This is a genomic window from Pacificimonas flava, from assembly GCF_000342165.1.
GTDB lineage: Bacteria > Pseudomonadota > Alphaproteobacteria > Sphingomonadales > Sphingomonadaceae > Pacificimonas > Pacificimonas flava.
Window position 1 is genome coordinate 103,208 of sequence record NZ_AMRV01000004.1, and the last position, 24,563, is coordinate 127,770.

Genomic DNA, 24,563 nt, shown 5'->3' on the forward strand with positions numbered 1-24,563 from the left:
GACCTAATGGCCGGGGACCGCCCCGTTGAAGGAAGGACCCGGCCATGTCCGCCGCAAGACCGGCAACAGAACCTTCGGCGACATCCCGTCAGATCGCGTTCAACCCTCGCCTCGCAGCCGCCGTGGCGGAGCGCGTGGCAATGGATGTCGATGCGCGCATCATCGCCATGCAGCTTGCGAACTTCGCGGATCCCGATGTCGTTTCGGCCTATGCCGAGGACGCGAAGCGCAACCCCTACTTCCTCGGCGCAATGGCTGTCGCAGATTTGCTAAGGAAGCGCGACTGGGTGCTCGATTGCCAGGCGGAGAGCTGGACCCTGGGGCCGGAGTCGGATCATGTACCGCGCCGGGACAGGCTGGCACCGGACATGTTTCTGGCCGATCATTACGCGGCGCAGCGACCGGCGGTCCTGACCGGACTGGTCGATCATTGGCCGGCTCTGTCTCTCTGGACCGCAGATTATCTGGAGGAGAAAGTGGGCCGGACGACCATGATCACGGCGCAGCGCGGACGCGACAGTGCGCGGAATCCCGAACTCGAAAAGCAGCGCCTTCGCACGAGGATGCCGTTCGGCGAGCTTGCGGATGCCCTGAGATCAGGGGCAACCTCGAACGACCTTTATGTCACCGCGAATAATGGCAGCGACAATCGTGCCGCGTTCGATCCGCTGTGGGAGGATTTCTCCGCTATTCCCGGTTACACCGCGCCCGAAGCAGGGAACGATGGCTATCTTTGGATTGGCCCGGCCGGAACGCTGACACCCTTTCATCATGATCTGACGAACAATCTTCTGATCCAGGTGAAGGGCCGGAAGCGCGTCCATATGGTTCCCAATTGGGAGCAGCGCCGCATGAGGCCGCGGCAGAAGGTCTTCAGCGACTGGACGCTCGAGGCGTTGCAGGCGGAAGGCAAGAGGGCACCGGCTATTCTGGAGACCGAAATCGGCCCGGGGGATGCCCTCTTCATTCCGGTTGGCTGGTGGCATCATGTTGTGTCTCTAGAAGAGAGCTATTCCGTCCTGTTCACGAATTTCGCCTGGCCGAACCGGTTCACCAATGCCTTCATGACCGGCTGAGCCATATTCGGGGCTGGCTCTTTGGTCCCGAAACTGCTTTCTCTCGGCGCCGAACCGATCGGATGTTTTGAGGGGGAGGTTTTCTGTGGAATTGGGTTTCGTATTCGCTGCGGCGGCCACGCTTCTGGCCAGCGCGTCATTTCTGCCGGCTGCAGCACAGGAGAACGCATCTGCCAGCAGCGCTTCAGCGGAGGTCCCCAGAGAAGCGGACCGCCGGCTGCAGGCGCTTTATGAAGCCGATTGGCAGTGGCAGCTGAAGGAATTTGATCGCATCGAGGAGGCAGACGGCAGCACGTCCGCTGGCGCTTCTCTGCCGTCCGTCACGCCCCAGGCGCAGGAGCGACGGGCGGCTCATGCCAGGGAGATGCTGGAGGCCGTCAACGCCATTCCCGCCGACAGCTTGTCCGAAAAGGAAAAGGTGAACGCCGCCGTCTTCCGCACCTTGCAGGAAGAAGCCATTGGCGATGCCGAGTTCCGCGAATGGGAGATGCCCTTCGACAGCGACAGTTCGTTCTGGAGCTATCTGAATGCGCGAAGCGGGTTCGATACGACCGAGAAGTACGAGCGCTACATTGCGCGCATGCGCGACATTCCGCGCTATTTCGATGAGCAGATCGCCAATTCGCGCGCGGGGCTGGGACGCGGCTTCAGCGTTCCGCGTGTGACGCTCGAGGGGCGCGATGTCTCTCTGGAGCCGTACACGAATGCAAATCCAGAGGAGAATCCATTCTGGGATGCGTTCGAAGACATGCCGCAGCGGATTCCCGAGGCGGAGAAGGAGCGGCTGCGCAGCGAGGCTCGTGCGGCGATCGAGGAGGCGGTCGTGCCCTCCTACGGCAAGCTGCTGACCTTTCTGCGCGAAGAGTATCTGCCGGGGACGCGCACGGAGCTTGCCGCCGAGAAGATGCCGGACGGACCCGCCTATTACCAGCAGCAGATCAAGCAATATACCACTCTCGACCTGACGGCCGAGCAAATCCACGAAATCGGACTGAAGGAGGTCGCGCGCATCGAGGCGGAGATGCAGGCGATCATGGACGAGGTCGGGTTCGAGGGAACGCTGAAGGAATTCAACGCCTCCCTAAGGACAGACCCGCGCTTCATCGCCGACACGCCCGATGAGTTGATGGGCGTTTCGGCCTATACGGCGAAGCGCGTGGACGGGAAGATTGCGGACTATTTCGGGTTCCTGCCGCGGTTCCGTTTTACCATCCGCCCGGTTCCGGATGCGATTGCACCCTTTTATACCAGCGGTCGCGGCGGCCTGGAGGCCTGCCTGATGAACACTTACGATCTGCCGTCGAGGCCGCTCTACAATATCCCGGCTTTGACGATGCACGAATGTTCGCCGGGGCACAGTTTTCAGGCCGCCTTCGCGCTTGAGCAGGAGGAGGCGCCGAAATTCCGCCGGCAGACCTATTTTTCGGGCTTTGGCGAGGGCTGGGGCCTCTACACGGAATATCTCGGGCGGGAGATGGGCATCTACCGTACGCCCTATGAGCGGTTCGGCCAGCTATCCTATGAGATGTGGCGGGCCGTGCGCCTCGTCATCGATACCGGCATCCATCATTACGGCTGGGATCGGCAGCGCGCCGTCGACTATCTGGCCGATCGCACGGCTCTGTCGCAGCACGAGGTTGGGACGGAGGTCGACCGATACATCAGCTGGCCGGGCCAGGCCCTGGCCTACAAGCTTGGCGAAATGACGATGCGGCGCGTGCGGGCGAAGGCGGAGGAAGCGCTGGGGACCGGGTTCGATATCCGCAAGTTTCATGACACCGTACTGTCGCTCGGTTCGGTACCACTGCCCGTGCTGGAAACGCGCATCGATCAGTTCATCGCCAATGGCGGGCCGGGATTGCCGGGAGTTGAATACGACTGATGAAGGAAGGGGGCGCGATGCGGGCGAAGGCCGGCGTCTCGTCCCTTTCGCCCCATTGTCGCTCCTCCCCCTCGCATCCGCACGGGCTCCTCATTATATGTACCGTTCGGTATTGATATTAAAGAGGAAGGATGAATTCCATGAGCGACGACGCCCCCAATCCGGACGAGAACTTCCCCGCCGGTTACCAGCCCGCGAAGGTCTGGACGTGGAACAAGGAATCCGGCGGCCGCTTCGCCAATATCAATCGTCCGATAGCGGGCGCCACGCACGAGGAAACGCGGCGGATGGGCAAGCATCCGATGCAGCTCTATTCGCTGGGGACGCCGAACGGCGTGAAGGCGACGATCATGCTGGAGGAGCTGCTGGCAGCCGGGCATTCCGGGGCTGAGTACGATGCCTGGCTGGTGAACATCGGTGAGGGCGACCAGTTTTCGAGCGCCTTCGTGGAGGTCAATCCGAACTCGAAAATTCCGGCCCTGATGGATCATAGCGAAGACCCCCCGGTGCGCGTGTTCGAAAGCGGCGCGATCCTGCTCTACCTGGCTGAAAAGTTCGGTGCGTTCCTGCCGCAGGCCCATGCGGCGCGGACGGAGGCGCTCAACTGGCTGTTCTGGCTGCAGGGTGCCGCGCCGTTTCTGGGGGGCGGGTTCGGCCACTTCTATGCCTATGCGCCGATGAAGATCGAATATGCCATCGACCGTTATGCCATGGAAGTGAAGCGGCAGTTCGACGTGCTCGACAGACGCCTTGCAGACAATGAATATCTTGCGGGCGCAGACTATTCGATTGCCGACATGGCTGTGTGGCCCTGGTACGGCGCGGTCGCCTCCGGCGCGGCCTATGGCGACGCGGCGACCTATCTTTCCGCGCAGGACTACAAGCATGTCCAGCGCTGGATGAAGACGGTTGGCGACCGGCCGGCGGTGCAGCGTGGCCGCATGGTCAACCGGACCTTCGGCAAGCCGGAGCATCAGCTTCGCGAACGCCACGACGCGTCCGATTTCGAAACCAACACCCAAGACCTCCTGGAGGGCGGAGCGGCGACATCTTGACGAGGCCGGCGCCGCTTTCCCCCAGGATAAGCCCTGGGCAGCACTGAGGCGTAGGAACACGAACCCGGCTTTGAAGTCGAGCAGCGTCAGTTTCCGTGATCCTGCGTCCGTCCGTCGTTCGGGTCGGCAGGCGGCGGAGAGGAAGGAACCTTCCGCTTCCTGCGCCGCTGTAGCGCCGACAGGGGATGATCTGAAAGGGTGAAGGTGATGAAAAGGCTTCTGACTATGGCTGCCCCGCTCGCCGCGTTGACGCTCGTCACGGGCTGCGCGGAAAATTACGCTGCCGAGGGTGCCGCCGCGGGCGCCGCGGCGGGTGTTCTTGCCGATGAAACCGGTGTTGTCGACACCGACACCGGCACGGCTGCCGCCGTTGGCGCGGCCGTCGGCGCCGCGGCCGGCTATTTCATCGACAAGGATGATGGATGCGATGGCTACAACCGGGAGGGCGAGCTGGATGACGACTGTCGCGGACAGCCGGGTTATCCGGACTGATCCGTCCGGAGGTCAGGCGCTGGCAGCCGGGTGGGGGCCGAACGGCAGGGCGGCCGCCATTTCGGCCGCGTCCGGCTTTCCCGTCTGCGGGCATCCCTGCTGCGCCAGATAGGTGTGGCGGACGAGTTCGGCCTGCTGTTCCAGTCCGTAATCGGAAAATGCGCGGCCTGACATGAACGTATAGCCATACCGGCAAAAGGGATGGCGCCGCAGGACAAGGTTCACGCCCTGTTGATACTGCCAGACATGCGTCAGTTCGTGCATGATATGGCCGCGCAGCCATAGCGGCGCAGCGGCATAATCCTCTCGCCATGCGGCACTGTTCGGATGCAGCCAGATATTCCCGTCTGGTGACATGGTGATCCAGGCGGGCTGCAGGATATACCATTTCCCCAGGCGAAAGCGCATGCGCGTCCAGTCGATGGCGTTTCCGAAAACGGAGGCGGCCATCGTGCGCTCACCGGACGTTGCCGGCCGCTGCCTTACATAATAGCCTATTGGCCGCTGCCGCGCGCCTCGACCGCGGCATCGACGGTGCGCGGGCCGGCCGTTTCGAAGGTCAGCTGCACGGGGACGGTGCCGCCGGCCTTCATGTCGGCCGGCAAATCGAAGACCATGCCGTGCCAGCCACCTTCCTCTAAAGTGACCGTCTCGCCCGCAGGAACGTCGAGCGCTGCACGCTCCTCCATGCTCATGCGGCCGCCGCTCATCTGTGTTTCATGAATTTCCACGCGCGCGTCTGCAGCAACATCCTCAAGGGCGGCGCCGGTCAGGCGGTCGCCCTCCGCCCCGCCGGTGATGCTGCCGTAAAGCACACCCGGGCGGCCGGAGACGGCGGGCAGGATCAGGCGAAAGTTCGATGCGCTCAGTTCCGCGTCCGGCACCACGGCTGGCCCCGCGCCAGGCGCCTGCATGTCCGTCTGTGCTGGCGCCGTTGCAGTCATGTCGGTCTCGGCCGGGGGCGTGTCGGTCTCGGCGCTGTCGCCGCACGCCGAAAGGGTCATCGTGCAGGCGAACGCAAGCACGGATATGGACAGGTGCGGGCGATTGCGGATCATAGTGTGAACTCCAGAACATGCGCAGTGGACAGTGCGTGCCGCCCCATCTTACGGCCCGCGGATGCCCAGTGTCACTGCGACATTCGTCCGGCGGCCCGCCGGGATGCGCGCACACAACCTTGTATGGCGGTTTCGCCCCTCCTACATCGCGCTTCGCAGGGGGGCACGACGCCGCGGCTTTTTAAGCGCGGCCACCGCCCCGTCATTGTTTTGCTTAGAGAAAAATTAGAGGAAACACATGGCAAAAGTCATTGGTATCGACCTTGGGACCACGAACAGCTGCGTTGCCGTCATGGAGGGCAGCGATCCGAAGGTCATCGAGAATAGTGAGGGCGCGCGCACGACGCCGTCCATGGTCGCGTTCACGAAGGACAATGAGCGCCTTGTTGGACAGCCGGCCAAGCGCCAGGCGGTTACCAATCCCGACAATACGCTGTTCGCCATCAAGCGGCTGATCGGTCGCCGCTTCGACGATCCGCTGACCAAGAAGGACATGGGTCTCGTTCCCTATGACATCGTCAAGGGCAACAATGGCGATGCCTGGGTCGAGGCGAAGGGCGAAAAATATTCCCCCTCCCAGATTTCCGCCTTCATCCTCCAGAAGATGAAGGAGACCGCCGAAAGCTATCTCGGCGAGACCGTCACGCAGGCCGTGATCACCGTTCCGGCCTATTTCAACGACGCGCAGCGCCAGGCGACCAAGGATGCCGGCAAGATCGCCGGTCTCGAAGTCCTGCGCATCATCAACGAGCCGACGGCTGCGGCGCTTGCTTATGGCCTCGACAAGGACGCCAACAAGACGATCGCCGTCTACGATCTGGGCGGCGGTACGTTTGACGTGTCGATCCTGGAACTCGGCGACGGTGTATTCGAGGTGAAGTCCACGAACGGCGACACGTTCCTTGGCGGCGAAGACTTCGACGCGCGTATCGTCGAGCATCTGGCGGAAGGCTTCAAGAAGGACGAGGGCATTGATCTGACAAAGGATCGTCTGGCCCTGCAGCGCCTGAAGGAAGCGGCCGAGAAAGCGAAGATCGAACTCAGCTCGGCGCAGTCGACAGAGGTGAACCTGCCGTTCATCACCGCCGATCAGAACGGTCCGAAGCATCTCGTGAAGACGATGAGCCGCGCGGACCTCGAGAAGCTGGTCGGCGACCTGGTCGACCGGACGATGGAGCCGTGCAAGGCCGCGCTGAAGGATGCAGGCACCGACAAGGGCGAGATCGACGAGATCATTCTCGTCGGCGGTATGACCCGCATGCCGCTCGTCCGCGAGAAGGTGAAGCAGTTCTTCGGCAAGGATCCGTCCACGGGCGTCAATCCCGACGAGGTCGTTGCCATGGGCGCGGCCATTCAGGCGGGCGTGCTGCAGGGCGACGTCAAGGACGTCCTACTCCTCGACGTGACGCCGCTGTCGCTCGGTATCGAAACGCTTGGCGGGGTCATGACGAAGATGATCGACCGCAATACGACGATACCGACGAAGAAGTCGCAGACCTATTCGACGGCGGAGGACAATCAGAACGCCGTGACCATTCGCGTCTTCCAGGGTGAGCGGGAAATGGCCGGCGACAACAAGCTGCTCGGCCAGTTCGACCTTGTCGGCATTCCGCCCGCCCCGCGCGGCGTGCCGCAGATCGAGGTGACGTTCGACATCGACGCCAATGGCATCGTCAACGTCAGCGCCAAGGACAAGGGTACCGGCAAGGAGCAGCAGATCCGCATCCAATCCTCCGGCGGCCTCAGCGAATCCGAGGTCGACCAGATGGTCAAGGATGCCGAGAAGTTCGCTGAGGAAGACAAGAAGCGCAAGGCGCGTGCCGAGGCGAAGAATCAGGCCGACAGCTTGGTGCACACGACCGAGAAGCAGCTCGAGGAGCATGGCGACAAGGTCGAGGCCGGTGTGAAGTCGGACATCGAATCGAAGCTGGGCGATCTGAAGACCGAACTCGGCAAGGATGATCCCGATGCCGATGCGCTGAAGTCGAAGACCGAAGCACTGGCGCAGGCCGCGATGCAGATGGGCCAAGCCATCTACGAGGCTGAACAGGCCTCCGCGAATGCCGAGGGCGGATCCGCCGAGAGCGGTCCGGACGGCGCGGCCGACGATGATGTGGTCGACGCGGAGTTCTCCGAGGTCGACGAGAACGAGGGCGGCGACGAGAAAAAGTCCGCCTGAATTTGGAACGAGGAACGGGGCCGCTTGACCGGCCCCGTTTTCCTTGAGGTCGCCGGGCGTTGGCTTCCCGCGACAAAGCGTATCAGTATCGGGGGTCTGGGATAGGCATGGTCGAAACCGACTATTACGAGCTTCTGGGTGTCAGCCGCGACGCGGATGGCGGAACGATCAAGTCCGCCTATCGGAAGCTGGCGATGAAATTTCACCCGGACCGCAATCCCGGCGACGCCGAGGCGGAGCGCCGTTTCAAAGAGTGCGCCGAGGCCTATGACTGCCTGAAGGATCCGCAGAAGCGGGCAGCCTATGATCGCTACGGCAAGGCGGCCTTTCAAAATGGCGGTGGCGGCGGTGGTCGCCAACAGGGCTTCGGGGACTTCTCCGACATTTTCGACAATATCTTTTCCGAGTTCATGGGCGGCGCGGCCGGCGGCGGCCGGCGCCAGCAGCGCAGCCGCGCGGTCCGTGGCGGCGATCTGCGCTACGATATGGAACTGACGCTGGAAGAGGCGTTTTTCGGCGCAGAGAAAACGATCGAGATCGACGTCGCGGCAACCTGCGATGCCTGCCAGGGGCGGGGCGCGGCACCCGATGCGGTGGTCGAAGCCTGCGGTACCTGTGGCGGCATGGGTCAGGTGCGCGTTCAGCAGGGCATGTTCGTCATCGAACGCGCCTGCCCGCAGTGCCACGGCGCGGGGCGCGTCACCTCGAAGGTCTGCGAGGAATGTCTCGGCGCCGGGCGCGTCGACAAGGAAAAATCGATGCGGGTCAAGATCCCCGCTGGCGTGGATCACGGCACGCGCATTCGCATGTCCGGCGAGGGTGAAGCCGGTGCTCGCGGCGGTCCGGCCGGCGATCTTTACATTTTCGTCCACCTGCTCCCACATGAGATTTTCGAGCGGCAGGGCACCAATCTGCACGTGTCCGTGCCCGTTTGCTTCACCGATGCGGCGCTGGGCGGTGTTATCGAAGTGCCGTCCATCGAAGGCGAAATGGTCGATCTGAAGATCCCCTCCGGCACACAGAGCGGCAAGGAGTTCCGCCGCCGGGGGCAGGGGATGCCCAGTCTGAACGGCAGCGGACGCGGCGATCTGGTCGTGACGGTCGAGGTCGAGACCCCGACACGGCTGTCGAAGCGGCAGAAGGAACTGCTCGAGGAGTTTCGTAGCCTCGACGAAGAGGTGCGTTCGAGCCCCCGCAGCGCGAACTTCTTCACAAAGATTCGCGACAAGTGGGACGAACTCGCCGGCTGACGCTGCGCTACCCGAAAAGAGGGAGGGGCGGGGCGAGTCTCGCCGCGCTAGGCTTGCCCCCGAACGCGGAGGGGGCGAAGGCATCGCGAACCCATCGCTGCCATGATCCGATGGACGAGAGACGGAACGCGATGAAGAACGATCCCGCCCGGCAAAGGCGAGAAACCTATGCTTACGCGGTCGAACTTGCCGTGCGCTACGGCGATCTCGACACCAACAATCATCTGAACAATGTCGCGTTCAGCCGCTTCTTCGAAGAAGGGCGTGTGCGGTTGCACCATTCGCTCGGCGGCCGCCGCGAACTCGATTTTCGCCCGATCGTGGCGAATATTTCCATCGACTACCTGCGAGAAGGCGGCTGGCCTGCGCCCATCGAGGTGTGTGCCGGCATCGTCCGCTTCGGCACGTCAAGTTATGTCGTCGGTCAGGCATTGTTTCAGGAGGGGGCCTGCATTGCCGTTTCCGATACGGTTATGGTGAACCGCGCCGTTGATGGACCCGGCGGCGCGCCGCTGCCGGAATCGCTCAGGACGGCACTGGAACCGTTCCGCCTCTCCGCGTCACCCACAGAAAGCGGCTGAGCAGGAACGCACCAGCCAGCACGGTAACGCCGATCATCGTCAGGACGAGACCCATGATGCCAAGGTCTAGGGTAATGGCCAGGTAATATCCCGTCGGCAGCATGACGGCATTGTAGCTGATCGCATGCGTCAGCGTCGGCATCCATTCGTCCCCCGATGCCCGCAGTGCGCTTGCCGCGATGACCTGCAACCCGTCGAGCGGGAAGAAGACGCACAGCGTGAGGAGCGCCGGAACCGCAGCCGTCAACAGCGCCGTATCGGCGGTATAGAAGCCGGCAACCCTATCCGGGGCGACGACGACGATCAGCGACACGCCCGCCAGCAGCAGCACGGTAAAGCCCATCCCCTCGAACCCAGAGCGGCGGACCGCCGGGCGGTCGCCCGCGCCGAACGCCTTTCCGACGAACACGGCCGTGGCGCTCGACAAGCCGAGCGGGATCATGAAAACCAGCGCAGCGATATTGAAGACGATGGAATAGGCGGCAACGGCGGTGGCGCCGACGAGGCCGGCGATGATCGTCATGGCCGCAAACCCAGTGGATTCCACGAAATAAGACACCGCCGACGCGCTGCCGATCTTCAACATGCGTCCCCAATATTCATGGAACGATGCGGCGCGCCGAAGGGCGAAGACGCCAAGGCTGCGCGCCTCCTGCCAGTAGAAAATGACCGCGATCAGGCTGATGGCGTAGACCAGCCGCGAAAACAGCGTCGTCCACGCGCTGGCGACGGCGCCTTGGACGCCGAACGGGCTGGTGCCGGGGACGAGCCACAGGTTGAGAACCAGATTTACGAGATTGGCCACCACCATCAGATACATGCCGGGAAGCGGCCGCTCCAACGCTTCGAGCCAGAAGGACGCCGCAACACTGACCAAATAAGGTGTCAGCGACCATGCCAGCGTCTCCACCACTGCCGCTGCGCCCGGGGCCAGACCCTCTTCAAAGCCCATGAGGTCCAGGAGCGGGCGGGCGCCGTAGAGCAGAAGGACCGACACCAGCACGCCAACGATAAGCGACAGGAGGAGGCCGCGTTGCAGGACAGCGCCGGCTTCTCCGCGCCGGCCTTCGCCGACGAGCTGCGCCGTCAGCACCTGTATGCCCATGAGGAGACCCACGCCCGTCGTCAGAACGACGCCGGTCGGCGCCCAGCCGAGAGCCTGATAGGAAAGCTCCTGCGCGGAATAATGTCCGACGACGATGGCATCGGTCACACCCATCAGCATGATACCAAGGCGCGACAGTACGACCGGCCAGGCAAGCGTCAGCATGGCGGCAAGGCCGCTGCGTTCCGGGGGCGGCTGCAGGGAGGGGGGTGTCGGATTCTGCACAGCCGAACGCCTCTAATGCGGCGTGACCGCTTTGGCGACCCGACAAGCAAAGGATCCCCGCGATGCCAGCGCAATAGCTGTCAGATCAGAACTGCATGGCACCTTTCACGGCGATGTCACTTCTTCCGTCCAACAGGTCCACTGAACCGTCACCAAGAGGATAGACAACCATGCACGAGCCGATGTTCGACTTTACCGGCACCCGCAAGTTCGCGCAGCCGGAGACCGTACGCCAGCAGCCGCCGCGCGCGGCGGCTACCCCGCGTTCGGTGGGCACATCGCGCTCTCGCTGACCGGATCGGTATCGCGGTGGCCGCTGAGAAAATTCAGACGCGCTCCATTTCGTCCGGCTCCATCGCGGTCAATCCGAGACTGCGAAGCAGCGACGCATCGCTATCCTCTCCGGCATTGGGCGCGGTCAGCAGCGTATCACCAGTGAAGATCGAGTTCGCGCCGGCCATGAAGCAGAGGGCCTGAAGCTCGGGGGACATGCTCTCCCGTCCGGCGGATAGCCGCACGACCGAGGCGGGCATGGTGAGGCGGCACGTGGCGACGGCGCGGACGAACTCGATGCCGCCCACCGCCTCATGCTCGCCGGCCAGAAGCGCGTCCCCGCGCTTCGTCCCTTTCACCGGAACCAGTGCGTTCACCGGCACCGACTTCGGATGCTGCGGCAGTGTGGCGAGCGCGTGGATCAAGCCGACCCGGTCCCTACGCGCCTCTCCCATGCCGACGATGCCGCCGCAGCAGACGTTCATGCCGGCGCTGCGGACCTGTTCCAGCGTTTGCAGCCGCTCGGCGTAGGTGCGGGTGGAAATGATCTCCCCGTAATGTTCGGGCGACGTGTCGAGATTGTGATTGTAATAGTCGAGACCGGCCGCGGACAGCTTTTCGGCCTGGTCCTGCGATAGCATGCCGAGCGTCATGCAGGTTTCCAGGCCAAGCGCCTTTACGCCCGCCACCATCTCACACACCGCGTCCATGTCGCGGTCCTTCACGTCCCGCCACGCCGCACCCATGCAGAAACGCGACGCCCCGCTTTCCTTCGCCCTGCGAGCTGCGGCGATAACCGCGTCCGCCTGCATCAGCTTTTCCGCCTTAACGCCCGACTTGGCAAAGGCGGACTGGCTGCAATAGCCGCAATCTTCAGGACAGCCCCCGGTCTTGATTGACAGGAGCTGGCACGCCTGGACCCCGTTCGCACGAAAGAAGCGCCTGTGAACGATCTGCGCATCGAGAAGAAGATCGAGAAGCGGGCGCTGGTAGATCTCAGCGACTTCGTCGCGCGTCCAGTCGGTGCGCACGCCGTGGCGGATGGGCGTCTGAACATTCATTGATACTTGCCCTTGTCGCTTAATGATTGTGGCCGGGGATAAATTTGTGGACGATGGGCGCGATCACAGCGCCGACCGCGATGCCGAGAAGACCTGACAGGACGGCGAAGACCAGCCATTCGACCGTGCCGTGCAGCGCCGCGGGCGCGGCTGCGGCCAGAGGCTGCGAGATCGCTTCGATCAGGTGCTCGGGACCGGCCCAGCCGAGCGCATAGCTATTGTGGACAAGAAGCCCGCCGCCGACCCAGGCCATGGCCAGCGTACCGATCAGGGAAATCGCGTTCAGCAGCTTCGGCATGAATTTGACGAGACCGCGTCCGAAATTCGCCATGCCGCCCTCTCTCGTCTTGGCGAGGTGCAGACCGATATCGTCCATCTTCACGATCACGGCGACGGCACCGTAAACCACGGCGGTGATGATGATCCCGATCAGGGCCAGAATCAGCGCCTGCTGCCACCAAATTTGGTCGGTCACCTCCGACAGGGCAATGGCCATGATCTCTGCCGACAGAATCAGGTCGGTGCGGATGGCGCCGGAGACCATCTTCTTTTCCTGGTCGCCGCCCTGATCGACGGCCGGCGTGTTTTCCTCGATGCTGTGATCGGGACGAATGAGTTCGATGACCTTCTCCGCCGCCTCGTAGGACAGGAACAGGCCCCCGACGATCAGGATAACGGGGATCAGAAAGGGCGCGAACTGCCCCAGCAGAACCGCCACCGGCAGCAGGATGACGAGCTTGTTGAAGACCGAGCCGCGCGCGATCCGAGCAATCATCGGAAGCTCGCGCGAGGGGTCAAAGCCGGTAACGTAGCTGGGCGTGACGGCGGCATCGTCGATGACCACACCGGCGGTCTTGGCGCCCGCCCTGCCGGCTGCCGCACCGATATCGTCGACGGAGGCGGCCGCCACCCGCGCTATCGCGGCGACGTCGTCGAGAAGGGCTACGAGACCGGAGGCCATGACCGTGATTCCTTTTGAGCGGCGTAATGCCGGACCCTGTTCCTGATAAAACGAGCAGCCTGCCGTCCGCTCCTAAAGCGGAATATTGTCGTGCTTCTTCCAGGGGTTCTCCAGCTGCTTCGTCCGCAGCTTGCGAAGGCCGATGGCGATCCGGCGGCGGGTCGAGTGCGGCATGATGACCTCGTCGATGAAGCCCTTCGACGCCGCGACGAAGGGGTTGGCGAACCGGTCCTCATATTCCTTCGTCCGCTCTGCGATCTCGTCCTCGGACTGGTTGCGGAAGATGATCTCCACCGCGCCCTTTGCGCCCATCACCGCGATCTCCGCTGTCGGCCATGCGTAGTTCAGGTCGCCGCGGAGGTGCTTGGAGGCCATGACGTCATAGGCGCCGCCATAGGCCTTTCGGGTGATGACGGTGATTTTCGGCACGGTCGCTTCGGCATAGGCGAACAGCAGCTTTGCGCCGTTCTTTATGATGCCATTATGTTCCTGCGCCGTGCCGGGTAGGAAGCCGGGCACGTCGACGAAGGTGACGATGGGAATGTTGAAGGCATCGCAGAAGCGGACGAAGCGTCCCGCCTTCTTTGAACTCGCGATGTCGAGCACGCCCGCCTGAACCATCGGCTGGTTTGCGACGATGCCGACCGTATGCCCCTCGACGCGGCCGAAACCGCAGACGATGTTGGCGGCGTGCTTGGGCTGGATTTCGAAGAAATTGCCCTCGTCGCACACCTTCCGGATCAGTTCGTGCATGTCGTACGGCTTGTTCGCCGAATCCGGGATCAGCGTATCGAGGCTCTCATCATGGTCGAGGCCCTGATGCGTCGGCAGGACAGGAGGGTCCTCCCGGTTCGAAAGCGGCAGAAAGTCGAAGAAATCACGCGTCCGCAGCAGCGTCTCTATGTCATTTTCCAGCGCCAGATCGGCGACGCCGGACTTTGTCGTGTGGGTGACCGCGCCGCCCAACTCGTCCTGCGTCACCACCTCGTTCGTGACCGTCTTCACGACGTCCGGCCCGGTGACGAACATATAGCTGGAATCTTTCACCATGAAGATGAAGTCGGTCATCGCAGGGGAATAGACCGCGCCGCCGGCGCAGGGACCCATGATCAGGCTGATTTGCGGCACGACGCCGGAGGCGAGGACGTTGCGCTGGAACACCTCCGCATAGCCGCCGAGGCTGGCCACACCCTCCTGGATCCGCGCACCGCCCGAATCATTCAGACCGATCACGGGGGCGCCGACCTTCAGCGCCATATCCATGATCTTGCAGATTTTCTCGGCGTGTCGTTCGGAAAGGGCACCGCCGAAGACCGTGAAATCCTGGCTGAAGACGTAGACGAGGCGGCCGTTGATCGTACCCGATCCCGTCACCACGCCGTCCCCGGGGATGTGATTCTCGTCCATGCCGAAATCGATGCAGTTATGCTCGACGAACATGTCATATTCTTCGAAGCTGCCCGGATCGAGGAGGACGTCGAGGCGCTCGCGCGCCGTCAGCTTGCCCTTGGCGTGCTGCGCGTCGATGCGGCGCTGGCCGCCGCCCTGCCGCGCGCGCTCACGTTTCGCTTCGAGCTGTTCGAGGACTGTCTGCATCGGCGTCGCCTGCTCCCTTTTCACTTGGCAAAGGCGCTTAGCAGCGGGAAAACGCGGCTGTCACCCTATCCTTGGCATGAAGGCCGCCCCGCACCTTGACCGCTGACCCCGCTGCCGCGCCGGATCCCCGCCTCGCGCCCTATGCCTCGCACCCCGGGAATACGCGGGGACGACGGCATGAGATCCCGCCCTCGGCGCTGCGCGATCCATTCGACCGCGACCGCGACCGCATCGTCCATTCCAACGCCTTTCGCCGGCTGAAGCACAAGACGCAGGTCTTCGTCATGCCGGACGGCGATCATTACCGCACACGCCTCACTCATTCGCTTGAGGTCGCGCAGATCGGGCGGGTAATGGCAAAGGCGCTTGGGCTGCACGAGGGGCTGACCGAGGCACTGTGCCTGGCCCATGACCTTGGCCATCCGCCCTTCGGCCATGTCGGAGAGGAAGCGCTCGACAGGGCCATGGCGCCCTGGGGCGGGTTCGATCATAACGGCAACACGCTGCGCATCGTGACGCTGCGGGAGCGGCGCTATGCCGATTATCCCGGCCTCAACCTGAGCTGGGAGGTGCTGGAGGGGCTGGCGAAGCATAACGGCCCCGTTGAAGATCCCGGTTGGGCGCTTGCGGCGGCCAATACGGATTACGACCTTGATCTCCGCTCGCATGCCAGTCTGGAGGCGCAGGTCGCGGCGATCGCCGACGATATAGCGTACGACAATCACGATCTCGACGACGGCATCCGGGCCGGTGCGTTCCGGCTGGAGGATGTCGTTGCCGTGCCGTTCGTGCGGGAGAATTGGCGCATTGTGGCCGAGCGGCACATGGGCGCGCCGAAGGATGCGATCATCGCCGAAATGGTGCGCCGTCAGATCGGTATCATGGTGGAGGATGTGCTCGCCGAAGCGCGGCGACGACTGCACGGCATCGGTTCGGTCGAGGATGTGAGGCGGGCGGGGCGGCCGCTGATTGCCTTTTCGGCAGAGGTGGCCGCGTCCGAACGGGAACTCTCCGCCTTTTTGTTCGAGAATATGTACCAGACCGCGCCCGCTAGGGACCTGCGCGAGCCGGCGGGCGACGTGGTCGAGCAGTTATTTTCGGCGCTTCATGCCGATCCGCAATTGCTGCCGCAATCGTGGCGGGACAGCTTGCCTGAGGAAGAGCCGGCCCGTGCCCGGCACGTTGGCGATTTCATCGCTGGAATGACCGATCGCTATGCCATGCGCTTCTGGCAGGAACTGGGGCGGTAGCGGAGTGGAGCGGACCGCCCCACGCAGCCGCTGCATTTCCCGTCAGGAGGACTTTGCGCTCCTTCGCTTAGCGCGATAACAGCGCGACGAAGACGAAGGGTGCTTGTACCCCGAAAGATCATTTCAGACCGACCGGATCGACCTTGACCCAAAGTATTTTCGACCTTTACGCCGCCGAAGTGAACCGCGCGATCGACGCTCTGGTCGATGCCGGCACGATTCCCGAAGATGCCGGTCGCCGGGCGGTTACGCTGGAGCCGCCGCGGGATTCCTCGCACGGTGATCTTTCCACGAACGCGGCGATGGTGCTGGCGAAGCCCGCGCGTTCCAATCCACGGGCGCTTGCCGAAGCCCTGAAGCCGGAGCTTGAAAAGTCCGCACATGTGACAGCGGTCGAGATTGCCGGGCCGGGCTTCATCAACCTGCGGCTCGCCGACGCCGCATGGATCGCCGAACTGGCCCGCATGGAGGAGGCCGGACGCGCCTACGGGAAGGCCAGCTTCGGCAGCGGGACACGCGTCAATATCGAGTATGTTTCGGCCAATCCTACGGGGCCGATGCATATGGGACACTGTCGCGGCGCCGTCGTCGGTGATGCGCTCGCCAGCCTTCTCGCCTTCACCGGGCATGAGGTCACCAAGGAATATTACGTCAACGATGCCGGCGGCCAGGTCGATACGCTCGCCCGGTCGGTCCATCTGCGCTACCGGGAGGCGCTGGGTGAGATCATCGGGGACATTCCTGAGGGCCTTTATCCCGGCGATTATCTGAAACCCATCGGCCACGTTCTGGCCGAGGAATTCGGCGACAGATTCCGGGATGCGTCGGAGGAGGACTGGCTTGTCCTGTTCCGTCAGCGCGCCGTGGCGGCGATGCTGGAGCTGATCAAGGCGGATCTCGCCTTCCTCGGGATTCATCACGATCTGTTCTCCTCGGAATGGGACTTGCATCAGGCCGGGGCGGTCGAGCGGGCGGAGCAGACGCTTCGCAGCAAGGGCCATGTCTATGAGGGCATGCTGGAGCCGCCGAAGGGGGAGCTGCCGGACGATTGGGAGCCGGTGGAGCTGACCCTGTTCCGCGCCAGCCAGTTCGGCGATGATGTGGATCGTCCGCTGAAGAAGTCGGACGGCAGCTGGACCTATTTCGGCGCGGACGCGGCCTATCATCTGCAAAAGGCGGAGACGGCGGATGTCCTGATCGACATCTGGGGCGCCGACCATGCCGGCACGGTGAAGCGCATCAAGGCGGCCGTCGAAGCGCTGACCGAGGGCAAGGTGCCGCTCGATATCGTCATTATCCAGATGGTGCGCCTGTTCCGGGCGGGCGAGCCGGTGAAGATGTCGAAGCGGTCCGGAAACTTCGTGACCCTGGCCGAGGTGGTCGAGGAGGTCGGCAAGGACGCCGTTCGGTTCATGATGCTGACACGGCGCGCGGACGCGCCGCTCGATTTCGACTTCGCGAAAGTGAAGGAGCAGTCGAAGGACAATCCCGTCTTCTACGTCCAATATGCCCATGCGCGTATCCAGTCGCTGCTGCGCAAGGCTGGCGAGGGCGGCATGGCACCGGCTGAGATCGGCGCACTTGAGGGGCAGCTCGACGAGACGGAAATGGCGCTGCTGAAGCTTGCCGCGCAATTCCCGCGTATCGTTCGGCTGGCTGCGGAGGCGCACGAGCCGCACCGCGTGGTGTTTTTCCTGGAAAGTCTCGCCGCCGCCTTCCACGCCAATTACAATCGCGGCAATGACGATCCGGCGCTGCGGGTGATCCGCCCGGACGCGGCGGATGTCACCGGCGCCAGGCTGGCGCTTTGCCGCGCGGTGGGCACGGTGATCGCCAGCGGCCTCACCCTGATGGGGGTCGAGCCGGCGGCGGACATGTAAGGGGGGGGCGTTTTGGTGGCTGCGCAGGACGACGCAAAATATGAGGACGACTCTGGCGGGGATCTTCCCTGGCTGGAGCCGGCCGAGCTCGAATATAGTGAGACGCCGCGGCTGCTTTCACAGCGCGCGATTATTCTGGGCGCCGTTACGATTATCGTGATCATCGGCCTCCTCTGGCTGGTGGCGGAGACGCTGGGCCATGACGACATCGAGGTTCCAGAAGGCGAGATTCCACTGGTCGAGGCGCCCGAAGGCCCCTTCAAGATCACGCCGCGGGAGCGCGGCGGCCTGACGGTGTCGGAGGATGAGCGCATGACGAACGACGTCGCCTCCGGAGCGACGCTACCCACCGATGTCGCGACGGATCAGATGCCGGAAGTGGCCGTGCCCGTGGTTCCCCCGGTCGGCACGGGAGAGGCCGACGAGTCGCCGCAAAATCTTCTGGGAGAGGGCGAGAGAGCGCCTGCCCGTCAGCGCGACCCGAGAGACGAGGCGCGGACGCCGCCCGAACCGGCGCGCCCACCGCGGCGGGAGGCTGCGGTCCCCGCAGCCGCGCCCACTCAGCAGGAAGAAACGGGAGAGACGCAGCGGTCTGCAGCCGGCAGTTCGACGATCCAGCTCGGTGCGTTTTCCACCAGATCCAAGGCGTCGGATGTATGGAAGACGCTATCCTCGCGATACACGTATCTCTCTCCGCTGGAGATGGCGACCGAAGGGGTGGAGGTGAACGGAAACACGCTTTACCGCCTGCGCGCGCGCGTGCCCGGTGCAGCCGCCGCAAAGGATATCTGCAACCGGTTGAAGCTGGCGGGTGAACAATGCGTCGTTCTGTGATGTCGGCAAGGGCGCGCAACGCCCGCTGGGCCCATTGATGCTGCCACTGTTTCTGGGATTTGAGGGGCCGCAACTGACGGCGGACGAACGGGCGCTGTTCCGGGAAGCGGATCCCGCCGGGTTCATCCTTTTCGCTCGGAACGTCGATACACTGCCGCAGCTTCGCGCGCTGACGGACGATCTGCGTATGCTCTCCGGACGCGAAACGCTGCCGATCCTTGTCGATCAGGAGGGCGGCAGGGTCCAGCGTCTGGGACCGCCGCACTGGCCCGCGCACCCGCCAGGTGCTCCGTTCGCCGCACTCTACGGGGCTTCGCCGCTCGCGGGTATCGAGGCGGCGCGTCTGCACGGGATCGCCATCGGCATGGAGCTGGCCGAGGCTGGAATCAGCGTCGATTGCCTGCCCCTGCTCGACGTGCCCGTCGCCGGCGCGCACGACATCATCGGTGACCGCGCGCTCGGCACTGATCCGAACGGGGTCGCGGCTCTTGGTGACGCGGTGCTGCGCGGCCTGCGCCAAGCCGGTATATGCGGGATCGTGAAGCATATCCCCGGGCATGGACGCGCCGCCGCGGACAGTCATGAATCGCTGCCGGTCGTCGATGCGTCCCGCGCCGACCTGGAGCAGGATTTTGCGCCCTTTCGCGCGCTTGCAAGTGCGCCGATGGCGATGACGGCGCACGTCCGCTACGACGCTGTGGATCCCGCGCGCTGCGCGTCCACGTCCCCGGTCGTCGTACAGGACGTGATCCGCCGCGACATCGGCTTCGGCGGCCTCCTGATGTGCGATGATCTGCACATGAGCGCGCTGGAGGGCAGTCTTGCCGACCGGCTGGAGGGGGCGCTGATGGCGGGCTGCGATATCGCGCTCCACTGTACCGGCCGCTTCGACGAGAATCGGGCGCTTTGCGCGGTCGCCCCCGCCATCACGAGCGAGGCGGAAGATCGCCTTGCTGCCGCCATGGCATGGCCGGACTCGCCATCCCGACCGGAAGCCGACGCAGCCGCGCGGCGCGACGACCTGCTCGGCACGGTAAGCGCCGTCTCCTGATGCTGCTGGCGCCGGGCACCGCTCCGGCCTATTCTCGCTGTGATGAACGATCTGTTCCGCGAGACTAGGCCTGCGGCGGAGGAGGAGCGCCTCGACCTCGACATAGAGGGGTGGGAGGGGCCGCTCGACCTGCTCCTCGATCTCGCGCGCCGTCAGAAGGTCGATCTGACACGCATTTCCATTCTGGAACTGACGGAGCAGTATCTGGCCTTCATCGCGGATGCGCGCAGACTCCGGCTGGAACTCGCCGCCGATTATCTGGTGATGGCGGCATGGCTCGCCTATCTGAAGTCGGCGCTTCTCTTGCCGAAATCCGATACAGATGAAGAGGCGGAAGGCGCGGATATGGCGCTGCGTCTACACCTGCGGCTGCAACGGCTTGAGGCGATGCGAACTGCTGGCGCTGCACTGCTGGAGCGCGACCGCGTGGGCGAACAGGTTTTTGTGCGCGGCGCGCCGGAGGGGCTGCAGCAGGGGAGCCGCCGCTACGACTGCTCGCTCTACGATCTCATGCGCGCCTATGGCTATCTGGCCGGGCGCGGTCGTGCCGTCAGCTATAGCATAAGAAGGCGCCCGGTCTTTTCGCTGGAAGAGGCCATCCGCTGGCTGGAGCGCACGATCGGCGGTGCCGTAGACTGGGACCGATTGTCCGCGCACCTGCCGCGCACCGGAGATCCCGTCTTTCGGCGTTCCGTTACCGCGTCCGGCTTCGTCGCCGCCCTGGAACTCGCCCGGCAGGGGCGGTTGGTCCTTCGTCAGCGCGCCTATGATGCACCGCTTGAAATCCGGGCCGCGGGCGAATGAAGGATGTGCCGCGCCAAGACGTCCGCATGGTAGAAGCGCTTTTGTTTGCGGCCGACGGGCCGCTGACACTGGACGCAATCGCCGCGCACCTGCCGGAGCAGGCGCCGGTTCGCGCTCTTCTGGAGGAAGTGGAAACCATGTACGCGGCGCGGGGTATCAATCTCGTGCGGCGCGGCAATCGCTGGCATTTCCAGACTGCCCCCGATCTGTTTCACATTCTACGCCGAGCGGACGCCGCTCCGCGCAAATTGTCTCGTGCCGCGATCGAGACCTTGGCGGTCATCGCCTACCATGAACCCGTGACGCGGGCTCAGGTCGAGGAAATTCGGGGCGTTTCCCTGTCCAAGGGGACGCTCGATCTTTTGATGGAGATGGGCTGGGTGAGGCCGGCGGGGCGCCGCGAAGTTCCCGGACGGCCGCTGCTGTTTGCAACGACGCCCGGCTTTCTCGCTCATTTCAACCTGCGCAGCCGCCGGGATCTGCCGGGTCTCGACGAGCTGCGTGCCGCCGGACTCCTCGACCCGCTGGCTGACGCCCTGGAGGCGGCGCGGGAAGAGCAGGAGGAGCCCGTCCTGAACTTCGGCGAGGCATCTGGCCCAGGCGACTGAACGTGGACGTGCAGGATTGGAGCGGGTGAGGGGAATCGAACCCCCGTCTTAAGCTTGGGAAGCTCCTGCTCTGCCATTGAGCTACACCCGCCAGCACGGCCGCTCGCTACGAGCAGTCTCCTTCGCCGTCAATCCCGTCCGTCTTCGGGGGAACTCCTACATTCGGGAGGCTGTGCTACGCCCGCAACACGGCACGGTATTCTCAGGCTTAACGACTTTCCCAGCTTGACGGGCATTCGCGATTTTCGTCGTTAAGGAACAAACGCGGCATAGATCGCGACATATTATGTCAAAAGGGGAGGATCGCACTATGAAGTCGCGTTACCTATCACGCGTGGCCGCATGCGCCGTAATCACCAGTTTCCAATCGGCGAGTGCATTCGCACAGGCAGAAGCCGAGCAGGCGCTGCCGCCAGCTACGCCGCCGGCAGTCTCGGCAGAAACGGCCGAAACCATCGTCATTACCGGCTCCTACATCCGCGGAACGCCTGAGGATGCCGCGCTGCCGGTGGATGTATTTTCCAGCGAGGATTTGACGACGGCAGGTGTCAATTCGCCGCTCGAGTTCATCAAGCAGTTGCCGTCGGTCGGCGCCGTTCTCGGCGATTCCAATCAGTTCGCAACCGGCGCCCAAGGCTATCAGGGCTCGGGGTCGATCAACCTTCGCGGCCTTGGCCCGACTCGCACGCTCGTCCTGTTGAATGGCAAGCGTACCATCCAGTCTCCCGGCGACGGCTTTACCGACACGAACCTCATCCCGCTTTTCGCGATCGACCGTGTCGAGATCCTGAAAGACGGGGCCGCAGCGACCTATGGATCCGATGCCATCGCCGGCGTGGCCAACTTCGTGACGCGTCAGAATTTCGACGGTTTGGAGCTTCAGGCCGACTATAACTTCATCGATGGTTCGGACGACAATTATCAAGTCAGCGCGCTTTTCGGAAAGGACTTCGGGACTGCGAACCTCATGGTGGGGTTCGGATGGCAGCACCGATCCGAGCTGCCGACCACCGCCCGCGATTTTTCGGATCAGCCCTACACGGTCAATCCATCGGGCTATTCCGCGCTTTCGACGCCGGGCACCTATGGGGTCACTTATTTCGGCGGCATCGACCCGGGCACCGGAACGCCGATCCTGAATACCGAAGTGGTGTCCGAGCCCGGTTGTAACGAGCTGGGCGGATTGCAGACGGGCGCCGTGTGCCGCTTCAGCTATGTCCCGTTCGACAACATCATCGAGGATGAGGATCGCTATCAGCTTTTCGCGCAGTTCAATGCCGACCTGTCTGATCGGCTGACGTTCAATGTCGAGGGCCTCTATTCGGCCACCGACCAGACGAACAACAATTACTCGCCTGCCTTCCCGCCCACGCAGGGTCCGCAGGGGTCGGGCTTCCTCGGCGCCTTCAGCGTGTCGCCGAACAATCCGTTCGTGCCCGGTTTTCTGGATGCGGTCGGGCTGCCGCAGTCGGGCGGTGCGAACGGGCCCGTCGCGGCGGTGACGGCGCTCTACTGGCGTCCGCTCGGCTTCCTCGGCAACCCGAACGAACCCGATCGCGGGGCCGGCCAGGGCTTCGCCAAGAACGACGCCATGCGCTTTTCAGGTGGATTCGAATATCAACTGACAGACGACATTATTGTCGATCTCGATGCAACCTATTGGCGCATAGACCGCGACTTCGCATCTCCGGGCATCGTGGGGTCCCGGTTGCAGAATGCCCTCAACGGTCTCGGCGGTCCGAACTGCGATCCCGCAACGGGAACTCCCGGCGAGGGCGGCTGTCAGTGGTTCAATCCGTTCGTGACGGCCGGGCCGCAAAACCCTGCTCTCGGCCTCGATAACCCCTTCTATATTCCGGGGGCGGAGAACGATCCCGACCTCTTGCGCTATATCCAGATACCCGTCGGCACCAATCAGCGGGAAGAGCAATTCGTCATCGATTTCGTGACATCCGGGGAAACCGGTATAGAGCTTCCGGGGGGGCAGGTCGCCTTCGCCGTCGGGGCGCAGTACCGGAAAAACGATTATCGCAGCCGACCGCTGGCCGATGTCTCCAACCTCAACATCAATCCCTGTTATGTCGAGGGCGATACGAGCTGCGTCGGAACCGGCACGGAAGGCGTGGGGCCGTTCATCTTTCTCGGCGGCACCCGTCCCGTCCAGTTGGATCAGGACGTCTATGCCTTCTTCGGAGAGGTGAACGTGCCTCTCTTCGATACGCTCGAACTGACGGGCGCGCTTCGGTACGAAGACTATGGCAATCCGGTCGGTTCGACGTTCAATCCAAAGGGATCCTTTCGGTTCGAACCTCTCGACTGGCTGGTCCTTCGGGGTTCGATCGGCACCACGTTCCGCGGGCCGCTCGCTTCCAATGTCGCACCCGTGGGTGTGACATCGCTGGCCGGTCTCACAGCGACGGGAGGCGACTACAAGTCCGTCGATATCTTCGGAAATCCGGCGCTCGATCCGGAAACGGCGTTAACCTACAATGTCGGCGTCGTGGTCGACACTTCCGGCTTCACTGCCTCCGTCGACTACTGGACCTATGATTTCCAGGACCAGATCACCAACACGCCCGGCGATGCGATCGCGACATCCGTCATCGATCCGAGCATTCCCGTCACCGATGGCGGCACGGGTTTCGTCAATTGCGCTGCGCCTCTCGCCGACCTGATCACGTTCGATGGTGACGCCTGCGTTCAGGGCGTGTCGCGCGGCGTCAACATCGCCCGTGTGCGAACGGAGTATGTGAACGGGCCTGACGTCAACGTCAGCGGCCTCGATTTCGCGCTGAACTATGATTACGATGCCGGCTTCGGCACCATCTCGGCAGGCGGCAACGCCAGCTGGACGCTTGAGTACAAGGTCGACGATTTCATCCTGAACGGCGTGACGCTGACGGAGGGCTATGATGCCGTCGGTTTCGGCAATTATTTCCGCGATCCGAACACGCTGCCGGAATGGCGGGCAAACGGCTACCTCAACTTCGCGACCGATGCCCTCAACCTGCGCTACACCGTCACGTTTATCGACAGCGTGACGGACGAGCGGCCGGAGGTGACCGACTTTGGCAAGGAATCCGGCACGTTCGTACAGCATGATTTCTTCGCGACCTATAATTTCGAAGTCGCATCGTCCGAACTGCAGCTGCAGGCCGGCGTGAAGAACATTTTCGACGAGGATCCGGGCGAGGCCTTGCTGCCGGTCAGCTACAATCCCTTTATCGGCAACGGCCTTGGGCGAAACTATCAGGTGGGCCTGCGCGCGCGCTTCTAATAGTCTGAGGAGCGAACCCATAGGACGGAAGGGGGCGCATGTCGCTGCGCCTCCTTCCTTTCATT

The 24,563-nt window shown here is 63.5% G+C and carries 21 protein-coding genes and 1 tRNA gene; 15 read left to right on the forward strand and 7 right to left on the reverse strand.

What is annotated here, in order from left to right:
• Positions 1 to 44: 44 nt before the first annotated feature.
• The 4 genes from C725_RS07740 (at position 45) to C725_RS07755 (ending at position 4,505) form a co-directional block, all read left to right on the forward strand.
• A complete protein-coding gene (locus C725_RS07740; protein ID WP_008601679.1) occupies positions 45 to 1,076 on the forward strand; it encodes a cupin-like domain-containing protein in 1,032 nt (343 codons plus the stop codon).
• Positions 1,077 to 1,161: 85 nt separating this feature from the next.
• Complete coding sequence (locus tag C725_RS07745) at positions 1,162 to 2,958, forward strand: DUF885 domain-containing protein (protein WP_008601680.1); 1,797 nt, start codon at positions 1,162 to 1,164, stop codon at positions 2,956 to 2,958.
• Between the two features lie 140 nt (positions 2,959 to 3,098).
• On the forward strand, positions 3,099 to 4,013 hold the full coding sequence (gene yghU / locus C725_RS07750) for a glutathione-dependent disulfide-bond oxidoreductase (protein WP_008601681.1): 915 nt from the start codon (positions 3,099 to 3,101) through the stop codon (positions 4,011 to 4,013).
• Positions 4,014 to 4,220: 207 nt separating this feature from the next.
• Positions 4,221 to 4,505, forward strand: a complete 285-nt coding sequence (locus C725_RS07755; protein WP_038282283.1) for a glycine zipper domain-containing protein — start codon at positions 4,221 to 4,223, stop codon at positions 4,503 to 4,505.
• Positions 4,506 to 4,517: 12 nt separating this feature from the next.
• Here C725_RS07755 and C725_RS07760 read toward each other — a convergent pair whose 3' ends face one another.
• Together C725_RS07760 and C725_RS07765 are read right to left on the reverse strand one after the other, a co-directional pair.
• Positions 4,518 to 4,955 carry a hypothetical protein gene (locus C725_RS07760; protein ID WP_008601683.1) on the reverse strand — a complete coding sequence of 146 codons (438 nt, stop codon included), beginning with the start codon at positions 4,953 to 4,955 and terminating at the stop codon, positions 4,518 to 4,520.
• A gap of 44 nt (positions 4,956 to 4,999) precedes the next feature.
• On the reverse strand, positions 5,000 to 5,563 hold the full coding sequence (locus tag C725_RS07765; protein ID WP_008601684.1) for a copper chaperone PCu(A)C: 564 nt from the start codon (positions 5,561 to 5,563) through the stop codon (positions 5,000 to 5,002).
• Between the two features lie 238 nt (positions 5,564 to 5,801).
• Between C725_RS07765 and dnaK the strand changes: the two genes are divergently transcribed.
• From dnaK to C725_RS07780, 3 genes are all read left to right on the forward strand, one after another.
• Entirely contained in the window at positions 5,802 to 7,742 is a 1,941-nt protein-coding gene (gene dnaK / locus C725_RS07770; protein ID WP_008601686.1) for a molecular chaperone DnaK, read from the forward strand.
• Positions 7,743 to 7,849: 107 nt separating this feature from the next.
• The gene (dnaJ, locus tag C725_RS07775) at positions 7,850 to 8,992 is read left to right on the forward strand and encodes a molecular chaperone DnaJ (protein ID WP_008601688.1); all 1,143 of its coding nucleotides are present in this window, start codon (positions 7,850 to 7,852) and stop codon (positions 8,990 to 8,992) included.
• A 131-nt stretch (positions 8,993 to 9,123) separates the two neighbouring features.
• Positions 9,124 to 9,573: an acyl-CoA thioesterase gene (locus tag C725_RS07780; RefSeq protein WP_038282286.1), complete on the forward strand. Its 450-nt coding sequence runs from the start codon at positions 9,124 to 9,126 to the stop codon at positions 9,571 to 9,573.
• On the opposite strand, the gene C725_RS07785 is transcribed toward C725_RS07780, so the two are convergent.
• Positions 9,518 to 10,903: an MATE family efflux transporter gene (locus C725_RS07785; RefSeq protein WP_008601690.1), complete on the reverse strand. Its 1,386-nt coding sequence runs from the start codon at positions 10,901 to 10,903 to the stop codon at positions 9,518 to 9,520. The two genes, C725_RS07780 and C725_RS07785, sit on opposite strands and share 56 nt — an antisense overlap.
• 170 nt (positions 10,904 to 11,073) lie before the next feature.
• Between C725_RS07785 and C725_RS16830 the strand changes: the two genes are divergently transcribed.
• Positions 11,074 to 11,196, forward strand: coding sequence for a hypothetical protein (locus C725_RS16830; RefSeq protein ID WP_008601692.1), 123 nt, complete (start codon positions 11,074 to 11,076; stop codon positions 11,194 to 11,196).
• Between the two features lie 33 nt (positions 11,197 to 11,229).
• Here the strand turns inward: C725_RS16830 and bioB are convergent, their stop codons facing one another.
• The 3 genes from bioB to C725_RS07800 all read right to left on the reverse strand — a co-directional run bounded on the left by bioB (position 11,230) and on the right by C725_RS07800 (position 14,794).
• On the reverse strand, positions 11,230 to 12,237 hold the full coding sequence (gene bioB / locus C725_RS07790; protein ID WP_008601693.1) for a biotin synthase BioB: 1,008 nt from the start codon (positions 12,235 to 12,237) through the stop codon (positions 11,230 to 11,232).
• Positions 12,238 to 12,256: 19 nt separating this feature from the next.
• Entirely contained in the window at positions 12,257 to 13,198 is a 942-nt protein-coding gene (locus tag C725_RS07795; RefSeq protein WP_008601695.1) for a DUF808 domain-containing protein, read from the reverse strand.
• 72 nt (positions 13,199 to 13,270) lie between these two features.
• Positions 13,271 to 14,794 (reverse strand): acyl-CoA carboxylase subunit beta, encoded by a 1,524-nt coding sequence (locus tag C725_RS07800; RefSeq protein WP_038282287.1) that lies wholly within the window; start codon positions 14,792 to 14,794, stop codon positions 13,271 to 13,273.
• 95 nt (positions 14,795 to 14,889) lie between these two features.
• Between C725_RS07800 and C725_RS07805 the strand changes: the two genes are divergently transcribed.
• The 6 genes from C725_RS07805 (at position 14,890) to scpB (ending at position 21,221) form a co-directional block, all read left to right on the forward strand.
• The gene (locus C725_RS07805) at positions 14,890 to 16,044 is read left to right on the forward strand and encodes a deoxyguanosinetriphosphate triphosphohydrolase (RefSeq protein ID WP_008601700.1); all 1,155 of its coding nucleotides are present in this window, start codon (positions 14,890 to 14,892) and stop codon (positions 16,042 to 16,044) included.
• Positions 16,045 to 16,187: 143 nt separating this feature from the next.
• A complete protein-coding gene (argS, locus tag C725_RS07810) occupies positions 16,188 to 17,924 on the forward strand; it encodes an arginine--tRNA ligase (RefSeq protein WP_008601703.1) in 1,737 nt (578 codons plus the stop codon).
• A 15-nt stretch (positions 17,925 to 17,939) separates the two neighbouring features.
• Complete coding sequence (locus tag C725_RS15330; RefSeq protein WP_008601704.1) at positions 17,940 to 18,758, forward strand: SPOR domain-containing protein; 819 nt, start codon at positions 17,940 to 17,942, stop codon at positions 18,756 to 18,758.
• 37 nt (positions 18,759 to 18,795) lie between these two features.
• Positions 18,796 to 19,809: a beta-N-acetylhexosaminidase gene (gene nagZ, locus C725_RS07820; RefSeq protein ID WP_038282289.1), complete on the forward strand. Its 1,014-nt coding sequence runs from the start codon at positions 18,796 to 18,798 to the stop codon at positions 19,807 to 19,809.
• Between the two features lie 42 nt (positions 19,810 to 19,851).
• Positions 19,852 to 20,613: a segregation and condensation protein A gene (locus tag C725_RS07825; RefSeq protein WP_008601706.1), complete on the forward strand. Its 762-nt coding sequence runs from the start codon at positions 19,852 to 19,854 to the stop codon at positions 20,611 to 20,613.
• 26 nt (positions 20,614 to 20,639) lie between these two features.
• Positions 20,640 to 21,221 carry an SMC-Scp complex subunit ScpB gene (gene scpB, locus C725_RS07830; RefSeq protein WP_420804918.1) on the forward strand — a complete coding sequence of 194 codons (582 nt, stop codon included), beginning with the start codon at positions 20,640 to 20,642 and terminating at the stop codon, positions 21,219 to 21,221.
• Between the two features lie 17 nt (positions 21,222 to 21,238).
• Here the strand turns inward: scpB and C725_RS07835 are convergent.
• A tRNA-Gly gene (locus C725_RS07835) sits at positions 21,239 to 21,312 on the reverse strand.
• A gap of 219 nt (positions 21,313 to 21,531) precedes the next feature.
• Between C725_RS07835 and C725_RS07840 the strand changes: the two genes are divergently transcribed.
• Entirely contained in the window at positions 21,532 to 24,498 is a 2,967-nt protein-coding gene (locus C725_RS07840; protein WP_008601708.1) for a TonB-dependent receptor domain-containing protein, read from the forward strand.
• Positions 24,499 to 24,563: the final 65 nt, after the last annotated feature.

What these genes read in the sequence shown, in the direction of transcription:
- C725_RS07800 (WP_038282287.1), bottom strand. Translation starts at nt 14,794, where the DNA reads ATGCAGACAGTCCTCGAACAGCTCGAAGCGAAACGTGAGCGCGCGCGG.
- C725_RS07795 (WP_008601695.1), bottom strand. Translation starts at nt 13,198, where the DNA reads ATGGCCTCCGGTCTCGTAGCCCTTCTCGACGACGTCGCCGCGATAGCG.
- dnaJ (WP_008601688.1), top strand. Translation starts at nt 7,850, where the DNA reads ATGGTCGAAACCGACTATTACGAGCTTCTGGGTGTCAGCCGCGACGCG.
- C725_RS07740 (WP_008601679.1), top strand. Translation starts at nt 45, where the DNA reads ATGTCCGCCGCAAGACCGGCAACAGAACCTTCGGCGACATCCCGTCAG.
- C725_RS07765 (WP_008601684.1), bottom strand. Translation starts at nt 5,563, where the DNA reads ATGATCCGCAATCGCCCGCACCTGTCCATATCCGTGCTTGCGTTCGCC.
- C725_RS07755 (WP_038282283.1), top strand. Translation starts at nt 4,221, where the DNA reads ATGAAAAGGCTTCTGACTATGGCTGCCCCGCTCGCCGCGTTGACGCTC.
- C725_RS07760 (WP_008601683.1), bottom strand. Translation starts at nt 4,955, where the DNA reads ATGGCCGCCTCCGTTTTCGGAAACGCCATCGACTGGACGCGCATGCGC.
- bioB (WP_008601693.1), bottom strand. Translation starts at nt 12,237, where the DNA reads ATGAATGTTCAGACGCCCATCCGCCACGGCGTGCGCACCGACTGGACG.
- yghU (WP_008601681.1), top strand. Translation starts at nt 3,099, where the DNA reads ATGAGCGACGACGCCCCCAATCCGGACGAGAACTTCCCCGCCGGTTAC.
- C725_RS07780 (WP_038282286.1), top strand. Translation starts at nt 9,124, where the DNA reads ATGAAGAACGATCCCGCCCGGCAAAGGCGAGAAACCTATGCTTACGCG.
- C725_RS07840 (WP_008601708.1), top strand. Translation starts at nt 21,532, where the DNA reads ATGAAGTCGCGTTACCTATCACGCGTGGCCGCATGCGCCGTAATCACC.
- scpB (WP_420804918.1), top strand. Translation starts at nt 20,640, where the DNA reads ATGGTAGAAGCGCTTTTGTTTGCGGCCGACGGGCCGCTGACACTGGAC.
- C725_RS16830 (WP_008601692.1), top strand. Translation starts at nt 11,074, where the DNA reads ATGCACGAGCCGATGTTCGACTTTACCGGCACCCGCAAGTTCGCGCAG.
- C725_RS07825 (WP_008601706.1), top strand. Translation starts at nt 19,852, where the DNA reads ATGAACGATCTGTTCCGCGAGACTAGGCCTGCGGCGGAGGAGGAGCGC.
- dnaK (WP_008601686.1), top strand. Translation starts at nt 5,802, where the DNA reads ATGGCAAAAGTCATTGGTATCGACCTTGGGACCACGAACAGCTGCGTT.
- nagZ (WP_038282289.1), top strand. Translation starts at nt 18,796, where the DNA reads ATGCTGCCACTGTTTCTGGGATTTGAGGGGCCGCAACTGACGGCGGAC.